Annotated in this window: 11 protein-coding genes and 1 riboswitch; all 11 genes read right to left on the bottom strand. The window is 73.8% G+C overall.

Features of this window, described 5'->3' with window-relative positions; genetic code table 11:
• Positions 1–33: 33 nt before the first annotated feature.
• Entirely contained in the window at positions 34–1,716 is a 1,683-nt protein-coding gene (gene cobJ / locus IE212_RS24790; RefSeq protein ID WP_190200147.1) for a precorrin-3B C(17)-methyltransferase, read from the bottom strand.
• On the bottom strand, positions 1,713–2,558 hold the full coding sequence (gene cobM, locus IE212_RS24785) for a precorrin-4 C(11)-methyltransferase (protein ID WP_190200146.1): 846 nt from the start codon (positions 2,556–2,558) through the stop codon (positions 1,713–1,715). Before cobM ends, cobJ begins: the two co-directional genes overlap by 4 nt.
• A 44-nt stretch (positions 2,559–2,602) precedes the next feature.
• The gene (gene cobI, locus IE212_RS24780; RefSeq protein WP_190200145.1) at positions 2,603–3,334 is read right to left on the bottom strand and encodes a precorrin-2 C(20)-methyltransferase; all 732 of its coding nucleotides are present in this window, start codon (positions 3,332–3,334) and stop codon (positions 2,603–2,605) included.
• Positions 3,331–4,716, bottom strand: coding sequence for a cobyrinic acid a,c-diamide synthase CobB (locus IE212_RS24775; RefSeq protein WP_190200144.1), 1,386 nt, complete (start codon positions 4,714–4,716; stop codon positions 3,331–3,333). Before IE212_RS24775 ends, cobI begins: the two co-directional genes overlap by 4 nt.
• Positions 4,710–5,318, bottom strand: coding sequence for a cob(I)yrinic acid a,c-diamide adenosyltransferase (gene cobO / locus IE212_RS24770; protein WP_190200143.1), 609 nt, complete (start codon positions 5,316–5,318; stop codon positions 4,710–4,712). The genes IE212_RS24775 and cobO overlap by 7 nt, the downstream gene beginning before the upstream one ends.
• Complete coding sequence (locus IE212_RS24765) at positions 5,318–7,333, bottom strand: putative cobaltochelatase (protein ID WP_190200142.1); 2,016 nt, start codon at positions 7,331–7,333, stop codon at positions 5,318–5,320. The genes cobO and IE212_RS24765 overlap by 1 nt, the downstream gene beginning before the upstream one ends.
• A gap of 169 nt (positions 7,334–7,502) precedes the next feature.
• Entirely contained in the window at positions 7,503–11,165 is a 3,663-nt protein-coding gene (gene cobN, locus IE212_RS24760; protein ID WP_190200141.1) for a cobaltochelatase subunit CobN, read from the bottom strand.
• The gene (locus IE212_RS24755) at positions 11,162–12,673 is read right to left on the bottom strand and encodes a cobyric acid synthase (protein WP_190200140.1); all 1,512 of its coding nucleotides are present in this window, start codon (positions 12,671–12,673) and stop codon (positions 11,162–11,164) included. The genes cobN and IE212_RS24755 overlap by 4 nt, the downstream gene beginning before the upstream one ends.
• The gene (locus IE212_RS24750; protein ID WP_190200139.1) at positions 12,670–13,611 is read right to left on the bottom strand and encodes a cobalamin biosynthesis protein; all 942 of its coding nucleotides are present in this window, start codon (positions 13,609–13,611) and stop codon (positions 12,670–12,672) included. Before IE212_RS24750 ends, IE212_RS24755 begins: the two co-directional genes overlap by 4 nt.
• A gap of 103 nt (positions 13,612–13,714) precedes the next feature.
• Positions 13,715–13,854: riboswitch (cobalamin riboswitch) on the bottom strand.
• A gap of 106 nt (positions 13,855–13,960) precedes the next feature.
• Complete coding sequence (locus IE212_RS24745; protein ID WP_190200138.1) at positions 13,961–14,182, bottom strand: hypothetical protein; 222 nt, start codon at positions 14,180–14,182, stop codon at positions 13,961–13,963.
• Positions 14,183–14,213: 31 nt separating this feature from the next.
• Positions 14,214–15,461, bottom strand: a complete 1,248-nt coding sequence (locus IE212_RS24740) for an inorganic phosphate transporter (RefSeq protein ID WP_190200137.1) — start codon at positions 15,459–15,461, stop codon at positions 14,214–14,216.
• Positions 15,462–15,511 lie beyond the last annotated feature (50 nt).

The raw sequence follows: 15,511 nt of genomic DNA, 5'->3' as shown, positions 1-15,511 counted from the left end.
GGGTGTCGAGCGTGGGCGGGTGGGCCGTGCGGTTCACTCGGCTCCCTCCTGCCAGCGGTAGCCGCGCGGCGTCACCATGCGGCCGGCGATCTCGCGGGTCGCCGTGTTGCCCACGGTCACGACCGTCATCATGTCGACCGTCGCGGGGTCGAGCCCGGCCAGGGTGGTGACGCGGGCGGACTCGTCCGGCCGCGAGGCGTTGCGCACCACGCCGACCGGGGTCGTCGGCTCCCGGTGCCCGGCGAGGATCGCCAGCGCCTTCGGCAGCTGCCAGTCGCGGCCCCGGCTGCGCGGGTTGTAGAACGTCACGACCAGGTCCGCCTCGGCCGCCGCGCGCACCCGCCGCTCGATGACCTCCCAAGGGGTGTGCAGGTCGGACAGGCTGATCGACACGTGGTCGTGGCCCAGCGGCGCCCCCAGGATCGCCCCGGCGGCGAGCGCGGCCGTCACACCGGGCACGCCGACCACGTCGATGTCGTCGGAGGCCTCGGCGAGCGCGGGGGAGGCCATGGCGTACACGCCCGCGTCCCCGCTGCCGATGAGCGCGACGGCCTGCCCCTTGCGGGCCTCCTCGACGGCCGTGCGCGCCCGCTCCTCCTCGGCCCCGAGCCCCGATTCCAGGACCCGGGTGCCGGGCCGCAGCAGATCGCGGATCTGGTCGACGTACTGGTCGAGACCGACGAGCACGGAGGCACGCCGGAGTTCGGCCCTGGCGCGCGGCGTCAGCAGGTCCCGGGCGCCCGGCCCGAGCCCGATCACCGCGAGCCGCCCGCGGCCCGGTCGCCGTACGACGGCACAGGTGGCCATGGCCGGGTTGCCGGCGGACTTCCGCTTGGGGACCAGGAGTTCGCCGCCCCGCAGCAGCGCCGAGGCCTCCGCGACGGAGGGTGTGCCGACGGCGGCCAGCGGGGCGCCGGACGGGTTGGGCACCTCGACCCCGGCCAGCTCCCCGGCGGCGTACGTCACCAGCGGTACGCCCAGCCGCCGCGCGGCCTCGACGATGCCCGGCTCCCCGGCCTTGGCGTCGACGGTGGCCAGCTCGGCCACGGACGCGGCGGACAGCCCGGCCTCCCGCAGGGCGTCCTCGACCAGCCCGAGAACCTCCTCGGCGGGCGCACCCCGCGATGCCCCGACCCCGACGACCAGGGACGGCGGCCGCAGCACCACCTCGCGCCCGTCCGGCTCGACCGCACGGTCGGTCACCCGGATCGTGTACGCCCCCTCGGCCGCCACCGGCAGCGGCGGCAGCGGCCAGGCCACCTCGGCCCGCAGCGCCACCGCCTCGCCGTCCAGCAACGCCCGCGACACCCCGGCGACATCGCCCTCCACCGGCAGGCCGAGGGTGTCCAGGCCGGGCAGCCCCACGGCGTCCGTGGCCGTCGTCACCACCGGCTCGGCACCCAGCAACTCCCCGACTTCTGCGGCGAGTTCGTTTGCGCCGCCCGCGTGCCCGCCCACCAGGGACACCGCGAACCGGCCGCCCTCGTCGACACACACCACACCCGGGTCGGCCGCCTTGCCCGACAGCAGCGGCGCCACCAGGCGCACCACCGCGCCCGTCGCCAGGAAGCACACGAGCTGCTCGCACTGGGCGAACGCGGCCCGTACGGCGTCCCCGACGGGACCCTCGTACACCCGCGTGCGGTCCGGCCACGCGGCGGCCAGCCGGTCCCGCGCCGCCGCTCCCGCCGCCGTGGCGGAGATGAGGCCGATCACCGGGCGACTCCTTCTTCGGCGGACGTGCTGCCGGCTCGCCGTGCGCGCAGGGCCCTGCGGGCCTCGGGGTCGGCCTTGCGGTAGCCGTGGAAGTGGCCCGGGTGGTACAGGTGCGAGCGCGTGCCGTGCGCGTCGAGGGCCGGACCGACGAGGAACAGGGTGTGCTTCCAGAGCTTGTGTTCCTTGACCGTCTCCTCCAGTGTGCCGACCGTGCACCGCACGACCAGCTCCTCCGGCCAGGTCGCCTGGTACGCGACGACGACCGGGGTGGTCGTCGGGTAGCCGCCCTCCAGCAGCTCCCGCACGAGCTGACCGCTGCGGGCGGCGGACAGGAAGACCGCCATGGTGGTGCCGTGCCGGGCGAACTCGCGGACCTCCTCCCCGGGCGGCATGGGCGTCTTGCCACCGCCGAGCCGGGTCAGGACGACGGACTGCGCGACCTCCGGAATGGTCAGCTCGCGCTGTGCGAGAGCGGCGACGGCGGAGAAGGAGGACACACCGGGCACGATCTCGGTGGCGATACCGATCTCTGCGCACCGGTCGAGCTGCTCCTGGGTGCCGCCCCACAGGGCGGGGTCGCCGGAGTGGATCCGGGCGACGCGCAGCCCCTCCTCGCGGGCCCGCCGGTACACCGCCACGACGTCCTCCAGGGAGAGGCCCGCCGAGTCGAGGATCTCCGCGTCCTCGCGCGCGTGCCGCAGGACCTCCTCCTGGACCAGGCTGGCCGCCCAGATCACGACATCGGCCTCGGCGATGGCGCGCGCGGCGCGGAACGTCAGCAGGTCGGCGGCGCCGGGGCCGGCACCGACGAAGGTCACCTTGCCGGCTGGGGCGTCGGCCATGGAATGGTCCTCTCGTACAGGGTTGACGGTGAAGTACCGGCGCGTCAGAGCTTTCCGCCCCGCCCGCCGTCCCGCCGCGCGGGGGCGATGAGCGTCGACAGATAGGGCAGGGGAGCGTCGTCGAGTTCGGCGGCCGGCCGGATCGACTCGTCCGCCAGTCCCAGCGCCGACCCCCACACGGCGCCGCCGATCCGCCCGGTCTCCCGCAGCGCCTCGGCGACCTCGTGGGCCTGCCGCCCGAACTTGTAGGCCACGACGGTCCCGGGCCCCGCGAGGGCCTCCTTGAGCACGGTCGCCCCCGCGGTGACGGGCACGAGGGTGAGCGGCTCGGTTCCCTCGGTCAGCACGGCGCCCGACCGTGCCGCGAGGTCCTGCATGGCGGTGATGCCGGGCACGGTCTCGACGACGGTCCCCGGCACGAGCTGTGCGACGGTCTGCGCGAGGTACGTGAACGTGGAGTACACGTTGGGGTCCCCGATGGTGGCGAAGGCGACGGCACCGTGTCCGCGCAGCAACCCCGCGACCCGCTGACCGGCCGCGTCCCAGGCGGCCTCACGCCGCGCCCGGTCGGTCCGCTCGTTGAGGGCGAACACCACGCGTACGATCTTCTCCTCGGGCACGTAGTGCAGCACGGTCGCCTCGGCCCGGCCGCGCTCCCCGCCCTCCATCACGGGCACGACCACGACATCCGCCTGCCGCAAGGCGTTGACGCCCTTCACGGTCACCAGTTCCGGATCACCGGGCCCGACGCCGACACCGATCAACCTGCTGCTCATGACGTGCGGCACCTCTCCACGAACCGGCGGGCGACACCGGGCCGGGACGCCCAGTGGGTGTGCAGATAGCTCGCGTGCACACCGCGCTGTACGAAGCCTTCGACGCGCCGCGGAGTCCGCACGCCCCAGGCGGGGTCCGTCCCCGAGCCGGGCTCCACGGCGGTCCGGTGGAACTCGTGGCCGCGCATCCGGGTCCCGGCCGCCGCGAGCACACTGTCGCCCACGGCGACGGCGTCCCGGTAGCCCAGGGTCAGCCGGTCGGTCATCCGCGCCCCGGCGTCCAGCACCCCGCACATCGGCTGCCCGTCCAGCTCCCGGCACAGGTACAGCAGCCCCGCGCACTCGGCGGCGAGGGGAGCGCCGCTGTCCGCGAGCGCGGCGACGGACTTGCGCAGCGGCTCGTTGGCGGACAGTTCGGCGGCGTACACCTCGGGGAACCCGCCGCCGATCACCAACCCGCTCGTCCCTTCGGGCAGTTCCTCGTCCCGCAGGGGGTCGAAGGGCACGACCTCCGCACCGGCGGCGGCGAGCAGTTCGGCATGCTCGGCGTAGGAGAAGGTGAACGCGGACCCGCCGGCGACCGCCACTCTCGGCTTGGTGCCTTCCTGCGAACGTGTCGGGTGGTGGGTGGGCGGGGAAACAGCCTCAGCCGCATCCCAGGCGGCACACGACAACGCACCGGCGCTCCGAGCCAACCCCAGCAGCGCCTCCAGATCACACCCCTCGGCCACCTGCGCGGCCATCGCGGCAACGGCCTCCACCGCCTCGGCCCGCCGTTCGGCGACCGGCACCAGCCCCAGATGCCGCGACGGCGTGTCCACCTGCGGAGCCCGCCGCAACACCCCGAGCACCGGCACCCCCACCTGCTCCAGGGCCTCCCGCAACAGCTCCTCGTGCCGGTCCGAGGCGACCTTGTTCAGGATCACGCCCCCGACCCGGACCTCCGGATCCCAGGAGACGAACCCGTGCACCAGCGCCGCCACCGACCGCGACTGCGACGCCGCGTCGACGACCAGCACCACCGGCGCCCGCAGCAGCTTCGCCACATGCGCCGTGGACGCGAGTTCACCCTCTCCCGCGGCCCCGTCGTACATCCCCATCACGCCCTCGACCACGGCGAGGTCACACCCCCGCGCCCCGTGCCGGAACAACGGCCCGACCAGCTCCGGCCCGCACAGGTACGCGTCGAGGTTCCGCCCCACCCGCCCGGTCGCGAGCGCGTGGTACCCGGGGTCGATGTAGTCCGGCCCGACCTTGTGCGGGGACACGGCGAGCCCCCGCGCGGCGAACGCGGCCATCAGCCCCGTGGCGACGGTGGTCTTGCCGCTCCGTGAGGAGGGCGCGGCGATCACCAGCCGGGGAACGGACGAGGACGTCACCACTCGATGCCTCTCTGCCCCTTCTGCCCTGCGTCCATGGGGTGCTTCACCTTGGACATCTCGGTCACCAGGTCGGCGAAGTCCAGCAGCTTCCCGGGGGCGTTGCGCCCGGTGATCACCACATGCTGGGTGCCGGGCCGGTTCCGCAGGACGTCCACGACCTCGTCCGTGTCGATCCATCCCCAGTGCATCGGGTAGGCGAACTCGTCCAGCACGTACAGCCGGTACGTCTCGGCCGCCAGGTCCCGCTTGACCTGCTCCCAGCCCTCCCGGGCCTTCTCCTCGTTGCTCGAGTTGTCACCCTGGAGATCACGCTGCACCCAGGACCAGCCCTCGCCCATCTTGTGCCAGGCGACGGACCCGCCCTCGCCGGAGGCACCGAGCACCCGCAGCGCGTTCTCCTCGCCGACCTTCCACTTCGCCGACTTGACGAACTGGAACACCCCGATCGGCCACCCCTGGTTCCAGGCCCGCAGCGCGAGCCCGAAGGCGGCGGTGGACTTGCCCTTCCCGACGCCCGTGTGAACCATGACGAGCGGCCGGTTCCGGCGCTGTCGGGTCGTCAGCCCGTCGTCCGGAACCACACTCGGCTGTCCCTGCGGCATTACGCGGCCCTCCTCGTAGTCCCCTGCACATCCCTGACCAGCCCGGCGATCGAGTCGGCCCGCAGCTCGTCCAGCGTCACGGCGGTGCCACCCAGTTCACCGGCGAGCTGCCCGGCGAGCCCCAGCCGCACCGGCCCCGACTCGCAGTCCACGACGACGGACGCGACGCCCTCGGCCGCGAACAGCCGTGCCGCCCGCCCGGCCAGGGCGACCGGCTCCGGGCCCCCGGTGGCCCGCCCGTCCGTCACCACCACGACCAGCGGGCGCCGCGCCGGATCCCGCAGCCGCTCCACGCGCAGCACGTCGTGTGCGCGCAGCAGCCCGGCGGCCAGCGGCGTACGCCCGCCCGTCGGCAGCGACTCCAGCCGGGCCGCCGCCGCGTCCACGGACGAGGTCGGGGGCAGCGCGACGTCCGCGTCCGATCCCCGGAAGGTCACCAGCCCCACCTTGTCCCGCCGCTGGTACGCGTCCAGCAGCAGCGACAGCACGGCGCCCTTCACGGCGCTCATCCGCTGCCGTGCCGCCATCGACCCGGAGGCGTCCACCACGAACAGCACGAGATTGCCCTCGTGTCCCTCGCGGGTGGCCTGCCGCAGGTCGTCCCGGCGCACGACCAGTCCCGGCCCCGACCGTCCACGCGCCCGCTGGTGCGGCGCCGCGGCCTGCACGGTCGCCGCCAGGTGCAGCTTGGTGAGCGCGCCCCGCGGCCGCCGGGCCCCGGTGGTGCGCCCGTGCTCGGTCCGCGCCCTGGAACGCCGCCCGGCCGCGCCCTCGCCGAGTCCGGGCACGCTCAGCACCTTGGTCCGGAACGGTTCGGCGGCCCGTACGGCCGACTGCTCACCGGTCCCCGACGGCTGCGGCTGCCCGCCTTCCCCCGGCTCGGCCTGCGCCTCGGCGTCGCCGCCCTGAGGCCCCTCGCCGGGCTCCGGCTTCCCACCACCGCCACCGCCGCCACCGGGCCCGTCCGGCCCCGGGTCCGGGTCGGGGTCCTGATCGTCGTCGTCCCCGGAGAACTCCTCCAGGGTCTCGTCCAGCTTGTCCTCGTCCAGCCCCGGCGCGTCGAAAGGGTTGCGCCGCCGCCGGTGCGGCAGCGCGAGCAGCGCCGCCTGCCGTACGTCCTCCGCGAGCACGTCCGTACGCCCCGCCCAGGCCGCCAGCGCGGTGGCGGTGCGCGCCATCACGATGTCGGCGCGCATGCCGTCCACCTCGAACGCCGCGCAGGTCGCCGCGATCTGCCGCAGCGCCCCGTCGCCCAGCCGCACGGACGGCAGCAGCTCCCGCGCCGCCGCGATCCGGGCCCGTACGGCGGCCTCCTCGTCCGCCCACCGGGCCGCGAAGGCGGCCGGATCGGCGTCGTAGGCGAGCCGCCGCCTGACGACCTCCACCCGCTGGTCGGGCTCCCGGGAGGCCGTGACCTCCACGGTCAGCCCGAACCGGTCGAGCAACTGCGGCCGCAGCTCGCCCTCTTCGGGGTTCATGGTGCCGACCAGCAGGAACCGCGCGGCGTGCCGTACCGAGACGCCCTCCCGCTCGACGTACGAGGCACCCATCGCGGCCGCGTCCAGCAGCAGGTCGACCAGGTGGTCGTGGAGGAGGTTGACCTCGTCGACGTAGAGGATCCCGCGGTGCGCGTCGGCGAGCAGCCCGGGCTCGAAGGCCTTCACGCCCTCGGCGAGCGCCCGCTCGATGTCCAGCGCGCCGACGAGCCGGTCCTCGGAGGCACCGACGGGCAGCTCCACCATCCGGGCCGGACGGGAGACGGACGCCCCCCGCTCGTGCGGCCCGTCCGGGCAGCCCGGGTCGGGCGCGCCGGGGTCGCAGGAGAAACGGCACCCGGAGACGACGTCCACCTCCGGGATGAGCGCCGACAGCGCCCGCACGGCCGTCGACTTGGCCGTGCCCTTCTCACCGCGCACCAGCACACCGCCGACCGCCGGGCTCACCGCGTTGATGAGCAGCGCCAAGCGGAGGCTGTCCTGTCCGACGAGGGCGGAAAAGGGGTAGGGCGTGCTCACGCGGTGATCACTCCTTCAGGGGATTCACGGCAGAAGGACTCGCGGCCGAGCCGCGGTCTCGTCATGGTCGAAGCCTGCTCCCCGCCGAGGCGGGGCTCGTCCGGCCGTGTCGCCGGCGGTCGGCGGTGTGCTGGTGTGCTCCCCGCCGACGCGGGGACTTCCAGGGCATTCATGCGTCGCCCTCCAGATCTCCCTCAAGCTCGAGGTAGGTCGCCCGGAGCCGTTCCAGGGTCTGCTGGTCCGGCTCCGCCCACAGTCCGCGGTCGGCGGCCTCCAGCAGCCGCTCGGCGATACCGCGCAGGGCCCAGGGGTTGGACGTCTTCATGAAGTCCCGGTTCTCCGGGTCGAAGACGTACTCCGCGCTGAGCTTCTCGTACATCCAGTCGTCCACGACCCCGGCCGTGGCGTCGTACCCGAACAGGTAGTCCACCGTCGCCGCCATCTCGAAGGCGCCCTTGTAGCCGTGCCGCCGCATGGCCGCCATCCATCGCGGGTTGACCACCCGGGCCCGGAAGACGCGGTGGGTCTCCTCGCCGAGCGTGCGGGTCCTCACCTGGTCCGGGGTCGCGGAGTCGCCCACGTACGCCTCGGGGCTGGCCCCCGTCAGATGGCGGACCATGGCGACCATGCCGCCGTGGTACTGGAAGTAGTCGTCGGCGTCGACGAGGTCGTGTTCGCGGGTGTCGACGTTCTTCGCGGCGACCGCGATCCGCCGGAACGCCGTCTCCATGTCCCCGCGCGCGGCCCGCCCGTCGAGCCCCCGCCCGTAGGCGTAGCCGCCCCACACCGCGTACACCTCGGCGAGGTCCGCGTCGGAGCGCCAGTTGCGGGCGTCGATCAGCGGCAGCAGACCCGCCCCGTAGGCCCCCGGCTTGGAGCCGAAGATCCGGGCGGTCGCGCGGCGCCGGTCGCCGTGCCCGGCGGTGTCCGCGTCGGCGTGCGCCCGGACGTAGTTGGACTCCGCCGGTTCGTCCAGCTCGGCCACCTCGCGGACGGCGTCGTCGATCAGCCCCACCACGTGCGGGAACGCGTCCCGGAAGAACCCGGAGATACGGACCGTGACGTCGATGCGCGGACGCCCCAGCTCGGCGAGGGGGATCACCTCGAACCCGGTCACCCGCCGCGAGGCGTCGTCCCACACCGGCCGGCAGCCCAGCAGCGCCAGGATCTCGGCGATGTCGTCGCCCTGGGTGCGCATGGCCGAGGTGCCCCACACCGTCAGCCCGACGGACTTCGGGTACGCGCCGGTGTCGCTCAGATAGCGCTGCACCAGCGAGTCCGCGAGCGACTGCCCGACCTCCCAGCTCAGCCGGGACGGAATCGCCTTGGGGTCGACGGAGTAGAAGTTGCGGCCTGTCGGCAGGACGTTGACCAGCCCGCGGGTCGGCGAACCGGACGGGCCGGCCGGGACGTAGCCGCCGTCCAGGGCCCGCAGGATGTGCCCGATCTCGTCGGTGGTCCGGGCCAGCCGCGGCACGACCTCCGTGCAGGCGAACTCCAGCACCGCCACGGCGGCGGGCAGTTCGGTGCCGAGCACCTCCCGGACCAGCGCCGCGCTCTCGGCCACCGCCCAGCCGCGCTCCTCCATGCCCTCCGCGAGCCGCCGGCACAGCTGCTCCAGCAGGTCGATCGCGTCGGCTCCGGTACGCGCCGGGCCCGGCACCAGGTCCGTCAGCTCCGCCGGCGCCTTCACCGGAGCGCCCGGCTCGGCCAGCAGCTCCTTCTCCACCAGCCCGAAGTGCTCCGCCAGTGCCGCCCTCAGCCCCGGCAGCGCGTTCGCCCGCCCGCCCCACACCTGCGAGGCGCGCAGCACGGCCAGCACCAGGTTGACGCGCGGCTCACCGACCGGGCCGCAGCCCAGGACGTGCAGGCCGTCGCGGATCTGCACGTCCTTGATCTCGCACAGGTAGCCGTCGATGTGCATGACGAACTCGTCGAACGCGTCGTCGTCCGGCTGCTCGTCGACGTGCAGATCGTGGTGGAGCTCGGCGGCCTTGACCAGCGTCCAGATCTGCGCGCGCACCGCCGGGGCCTTCGCCGGGTCCAGGTCGGACACGAGCGCGTACTCGTCGAGCAGCTGTTCCAGCTTGGCCAGGTCGCCGTAGGTGTCGGCGCGTGCCATCGGCGGCACCAGGTGGTCGACGACCGTGGCGTGCCCGCGGCGCTTGGCCTGGGTGCCCTCGCCCGGGTCGTTGACGATGAACGGGTAGATCAGCGGCAGATCCCCGAGCACGGCGTCCGGGGCGCAGCCGGCGCTGAGCCCGAGCCCCTTGCCGGGCAGCCACTCCATCGTGCCGTGCTTGCCCATGTGCACGATCGCGTCCGCGCCGAAACTGTTCTCCAGCCACCGGTACGCCGCCAGGTAGTGGTGGGACGGCGGCATGTCCGGATCGTGGTAGATCGCGATCGGGTTCTCGCCGAAGCCGCGCGGCGGCTGGATCATCACCACGACGTTGCCGAACCGCAGCGACGCCAGCACGATGTCGTCGCCGTCCACGTACAGGCCGCCCGGCGGCTCGCCCCACGCCTCGGTCATGGCGTCCCTGAGCGCGGGATCGAGCGTGTCGAACCAGGCGCGGTAGTCGGCCAGCGGCACCCGCGCCGGGGCGGCGGACAGCTGCTCCTGTGTCAGCCACTCCACGTCGTGCCCCCCGGCCTCGATGAGCCGGTGGATCAGCTCGTCGCCGCCCGCGGGATACCCCTCGACCACGTATCCGGCGTCCCGCAGGGCGTCCAGCACCCGCACCGCCGAGGCCGGGGTGTCCAGGCCGACCGCGTTGCCGACCCGGGAGTGCTTGGTCGGGTACGCGGTGAAGACGAGCGCGAGCTTCTTGTCGGCGTTCGCCTTGTGCCTCAGCCGCGCGTGCCGCACGGCGATCCCGGCGACCCGGGCGGCGCGCTCCGGGTCGGCCACGTACACGGGCACATCGGCGCCCTCCTCGGCGACCTGCTCCTTGAAGGAGAACGGCACGGTGATCAGCCGCCCGTCGAACTCCGGGATGGCGACCTGCATCGCGGCGTCCATGGGGGAGAGGGCGGCGTCCGACTCCTCCCAGGCGCGCCGCGACGACGTCAGGCACAGACCTTGCAGCACGGGGATGTCCAGCTCGGCGAGGGCGCCGATGTCCCAGGACTCCTCGTCGCCGCCCGCGGAGGCCTGCGAGGCGTGGCTGCCGCCGGCCGCGAGGACGGTGGCCACGAGGGCGTCCGCCCGCCCGAGGATCTCGTACAGTCCCTCGTCCGCGCCGCGCAGCGAACCGCAGTACACGGGCAGCGCGTTGGCCCCCCGCGCCTCGATCGCGTCGCACAGGGTGTCCACGAACGCGGTGTTGCCGCTCAGCTCGTGCGCCCGGTAGAAGAGCACGCCGACCGTCGGCCGGCCCTCGGCCCGTGCTCGCCCGCCGCGGACGCCGTACTCCGGCATGCGCTGCGGAGCGGCGAAGCCCTCGCCCGTGAGCAGCACGGTGTCGGACAGGAACCGGGCCAGCTCGGTGAGGTTGGCCGGTCCGCCCTCGACGAGGTACTTCAGCGCCTCCGCCACGACACCGGCCGGCACGGACGACTCGGCCATCAGCTCCGCGTCCGGCACCGTCTCGCCGCCGAGCAGCACGGCCGGGACGCCGGACGCCTTCAGCGCGGCCAGCCCGTCCTCCCAGGCCCGCTTGCCGCCGAGCAGCCGCACCACGGCGATGTCGGCGCCCTCCAGCAGCGCCGGAAGCTCCTCCTGGACGTCCACCCGGGTCGGGTTGCCGATCCGGTACGAGGCACCGGAGGCGGCCCGGGCCGCCAGCAGGTCCGTGTCGGCGGTCGACAACAACAACACAGTGCTCATGCGGGCGCTCCCGGTGGAATGAAGGGCAGTCCTCGCGGCGCGCCCGACTCGATGAGCCGCCACAGCGCGTCCGTGTCCGCGTGTTGTTCGATCAGATCGCCGAGCCGGTCTAGCTGCTCCTCGCGCAGCGCGGCGAACGAGGTGTCGGGCGCCGGCACGAAACGCCGGCCGGCGGCGGCCGCCACCTCGCGCAGGAAGGCCCGCCGGAAGCCGTCCGACTCCAGGGAACCGTGCCAGTGCGTGCCCCAGGTCTGGCCGACCCGGCAGCCGTCGAGGAAGGGCACGCCGCCGGTGACGTCGGCGACCCCGTGGTGGATCTCGTACCCCTCCACGCGCTCCCCGAGGGCCTCGCCCTCCGGCCGGGTGAGGGTCTTCTCCCGGGCGAACCGCACCCGTACGGGCAGGATCCCCAGCCCGTCGACGTGGCCCCGGCGGCTCTCCACGTCGTCCTCGATGTGCTCGCCGAGGATCTGGAAACCGCCGCAGACGCCCAGCACGGGCCGCTGTTCGGCGGCCCTGCGCACCAGCGCGTCGGCGAGCCCGCGCTCCCGGAGCCACTCCAGGGCACGGACGGTGCCGCGCGTTCCGGGCACGATGACGAGGTCGGCGTCCGCCAGTTCCTCCGGCCGGTCCACGAACCGCACCACGACACCGGGTTCGGCGGCGAGCGCGTCCACGTCGGTGAAGTTGGACATCAGCGGCACGGCACAGACCGCGACCCGCAGCACGTCCTCGCCGTGGGGCGGCGCGACGACGGACTCCCGCACCGCTCCCCGCAGGGACACCCGCAGCCCGTCCTCCTCGTCGATCCCGAGCCCGTGCCGGAAGGGCAGCACGCCGTACGTGCGCCGCCCGGTGAGGTCGTGCAGCATGTCGAGGCCGGGCTCCAGCAGCGAGACGTCCCCGCGGAACTTGTTGACGAGGAACCCCGCGACGCACTCCTGGTCCTCGGGTGACAACAGCGCGACGGTGCCGAAGAACGAGGCGAACACCCCGCCCCGGTCGATGTCGCCGACGACGAGCACGGGGAGCCCGGCGCCCCGGGCGATCCCCATGTTGACGATGTCGGTCCGCCTGAGGTTGATCTCAGCCGGGCTCCCGGCCCCCTCGCAGATCACCGCGTCATACGTGCCCCGCAACTGCTCCAGGCAGTCCAGCACGGTCCCGAGCAGCTTCCGCTGCCGTCCGCCGTGGTAGCCGCGCGCACTCATCTCGCCCACCGGTTTGCCCAGCAGCACGACCTGACTGCTCCGCTCGCCACCGGGTTTGAGCAGCACGGGATTCATCAGCGCGACCGGCTCGACGCGGCAGGCCTGCGCCTGCATGGCCTGCGCCCGCCCGATCTCGGCGCCCTCCCTCGTCACGAACGAGTTGAGGGACATGTTCTGCGCCTTGAAGGGCGCGACCTTGACGCCCTGGCGCACCAGCCACCGGCAGATCCCGGCGGTCACGACGCTCTTGCCGGCGTCGGAGGTGGTACCGGCGACCAGAAGTCCACCGCCCGTCATGACGTACGCCCCTTCACGATGCGGCGCGCGGCGACACAGACGCCGAGCGCGAGCCAACTCACGTGCCTGGACAGCCGGACCGCCCGGTCCACGTCCCGGGTGCCGACGCGCCGCCCCGCCCCATTGAGCACGGGCCGGTGCTCGACGCGCCCGCCGTACGACAGGGTCCCGCCGAGCCGCACCCCGAGCGCCCCCGCGAACGAGGCCTCCACAGGCCCGGCGTTGGGGCTCGGATGCCGGGCGGCATCGGCACGCCAGGCCCTGACGGCTCCCCGTGGATCGTCCCCGGCCACGGCCGCGAGCACGGCGGTCAGCCGGGCCCCCGGCCACCCCGCGAGGTCGTCCAGCCGGGCGGAGGCCCACCCGAACCGCCGGTACCGGGCGGACTTGTGACCGACCATGGCGTCCAGGGTGTTCACGGCCCGGAACCCGAGCAGCCCCGGCACGCCGCCGACGGCCCCCCACACCAGGGCACCCACCACGGCGTCGGAGGTGTTCTCGGCAACGGACTCGACGACGGCCCGGGCGATCCCGTCCGCGTCGAGCGCCTGCGGGTCCCGCCCGCACAGATGCGGCAGCCGCGCCCGGGCCGCTTCGACGTCCCCCGCCTCCAGGGCACGCCCGATCGTCCGCGCCTCGCGTGCGAGGGAAGTCCCCCCGACCACGGCCCAGGTGGCGGCGCCGGTCAGTGCCACGGAGGCGACGGCGGAGGTCCGCACGGCACGCCCGGCGACGGCCCCCAGGGCCACCGCACTCCCGGCGCACACCACGGCGTGCAGCGCGCCCCACCCCCGGTGGTCCCGCCACAACACCCGTTCCACGGCGCCCGAGGCCCGCCCGAACGCGGCGACCGGATGCCCCCGGCGAGGATCGCCGAGCAGCAGGTCACCGATCAGACCGGCGGCGGCGCCGTACGCGAAGACGCGACCGGCACCCATGGGCTCAGCCGGCCGACGGGGCAGGCAGGGGTGGGTTGCTGAACCTCGATCGGCAGCCGCGCATGGCGATACATGTCCTCACTCAGGGTGTCCGCGCCCTGGTTCGACGAGACCGGCGGTGAGAGTTCCTGGCTCCCGGGGGTTCACTACCCCGGTGACAGTGGCGGGACCGCGCCGGACTCGCACCGGCTTCCTCTCCTGCCGCCGTACTGGCCCCGGCAGTCCACCACGGCCGCGAACGGCCGTCAACTTGCCGTTGACCTGCGAGGGGGGAGTGTGCAGAACCCCACACGACAGCCGGGCGGCACAGGGCGATGAGCCCTGTGCCGCCCGGCACGCGCGATCGTGGTCAGGCCACGATCAGATAGATCCCGTATCCCACAGCCGCCGCGCACGCCGCGAAGCACGCGTACGCGCCGGTGACCGCGAGGCCCGCGGAGCCACCCGCCGCGACCGCCCGCTCGCGGCGGGACAGGCCGACGATGCCGAGGGTGAACAGGCCCACGAGGGCTACCGTGACCACGAGGCTGACGCCGAAGACGGAGCCGAGGGCCGCCCAGTCGATCTTCATCTCAGAGACTCTTCCTTGTAACCGGTGGCCGTCAGACCGTGGTGGTCGTGGACGGGGTCCGCTCGGAGGTGGCCTGGGCGGGGAAGTCGGGAACCGGCTCCTCCGTCACCGCGCCGGCCGCGGGCGGCGGGGTCACCGCGGCCATCGCCGCGGTCACCACACCGGCCGGCTCCGCCTCGCCGGTGTCGTTGACGTTGGTGTGGTCGACGACCTCTCGCCGCGAGAGCTTCCAGATCACCGCGCTGGACGCGACGAGGAAGACCGCCACCACGGCCGTGCCCCAGTCGCCGAAACCGGTGACGTACTCCGCGAGCGCGCCCACCAGGGCGGCCGCCGGGAGCGTCAGGCCCCAGGCGACGAACATCCGGGTCGCCGTCGACCAGCGGACGACACCGCCCTTGCGGCCGAGGCCCGCGCCCATCACCGCGCCGGACACGGAGTGGGTGGTGGAGAGGGAGAAGCCGAGGTGCGAGGAGGCCAGGATGACCGTCGCCGCGCTGGTCTGGGCGGCGAAGCCCTGCTGCGGCTGGAGGTCGGTCAGGCCCTTGCCCATGGTGCGGATGATGCGCCAGCCACCGAGGTAGGTGCCGAGGGCGATGGCGAGACCCGCCGAGAGGATGACCCACATGGGCGGGTCGGAGTCGGGGGCGACGGCGCCGCCGGCGACCAGGGCGAGAGTGATGACACCCATCGTCTTCTGCGCGTCGTTCGTGCCGTGTGCGAGGGAGACCAGACCCGCCGAGGCGATCTGGCCGGCCCGGTAGCCCTTCCTGGACGCCTCGCCGTCGGCCTTCTTGCCCAGGGAGTACGTCAGACGCGTGGCCAGCATCGCCGCGATGCCCGCCACCAGCGGGGCGGCGATCGCCGGGATCAGCACCTTGGTGACCAGCACGTCACCGTGCACCGCGCCGACCCCCGCCGAGGCGATGGTGGCGCCGATCAGACCGCCCATCAGGGCGTGGGAGGAGCTGGACGGCAGACCGACCAGCCAGGTCAGCAGGTTCCAGAGGATCGCGCCGACCAGGGCGGCGAAGATGACCTCGGGTCGTATACCGGCCTCGTCGACGAGGCCTTTGGAGATGGTGTTGGCGACTTCGACGGACAGGAAGGCGCCGACCAGGTTGAGGACCGCGGACATGGCCACCGCGACCTTGGGCCTCATGGCGCCCGTGGAAATGGTCGTGGCCATCGCGTTCGCGGTGTCGTGGAAACCGTTCGTGAAATCGAACGCGAGTGCGGTCACCACCACAATCGCGAGGATCAGCGAGAAGCTTTCCATTTACCCAGGCAATCGTTCGAGGTCATTGGCTGGACGAACGTACGTAACCC

This window comes from Streptomyces djakartensis, from assembly GCF_014651075.1.
Classification (GTDB): domain Bacteria; phylum Actinomycetota; class Actinomycetes; order Streptomycetales; family Streptomycetaceae; genus Streptomyces; species Streptomyces djakartensis.
Note: the sequence above shows the minus strand (reverse complement) of the source record. Positions and strands in the feature narration are given on the sequence as shown.

What these genes read in the sequence shown, in the direction of transcription:
- cobM (WP_190200146.1), bottom strand. Translation starts at nt 2,558, where the DNA reads ATGGCCGACGCCCCAGCCGGCAAGGTGACCTTCGTCGGTGCCGGCCCC.
- cobI (WP_190200145.1), bottom strand. Translation starts at nt 3,334, where the DNA reads ATGAGCAGCAGGTTGATCGGTGTCGGCGTCGGGCCCGGTGATCCGGAA.
- cobO (WP_190200143.1), bottom strand. Translation starts at nt 5,318, where the DNA reads ATGCCGCAGGGACAGCCGAGTGTGGTTCCGGACGACGGGCTGACGACC.
- cobN (WP_190200141.1), bottom strand. Translation starts at nt 11,165, where the DNA reads ATGAGCACTGTGTTGTTGTTGTCGACCGCCGACACGGACCTGCTGGCG.
- IE212_RS24755 (WP_190200140.1), bottom strand. Translation starts at nt 12,673, where the DNA reads ATGACGGGCGGTGGACTTCTGGTCGCCGGTACCACCTCCGACGCCGGC.
- IE212_RS24750 (WP_190200139.1), bottom strand. Translation starts at nt 13,611, where the DNA reads ATGGGTGCCGGTCGCGTCTTCGCGTACGGCGCCGCCGCCGGTCTGATC.
- IE212_RS24745 (WP_190200138.1), bottom strand. Translation starts at nt 14,182, where the DNA reads ATGAAGATCGACTGGGCGGCCCTCGGCTCCGTCTTCGGCGTCAGCCTC.
- IE212_RS24740 (WP_190200137.1), bottom strand. Translation starts at nt 15,461, where the DNA reads ATGGAAAGCTTCTCGCTGATCCTCGCGATTGTGGTGGTGACCGCACTC.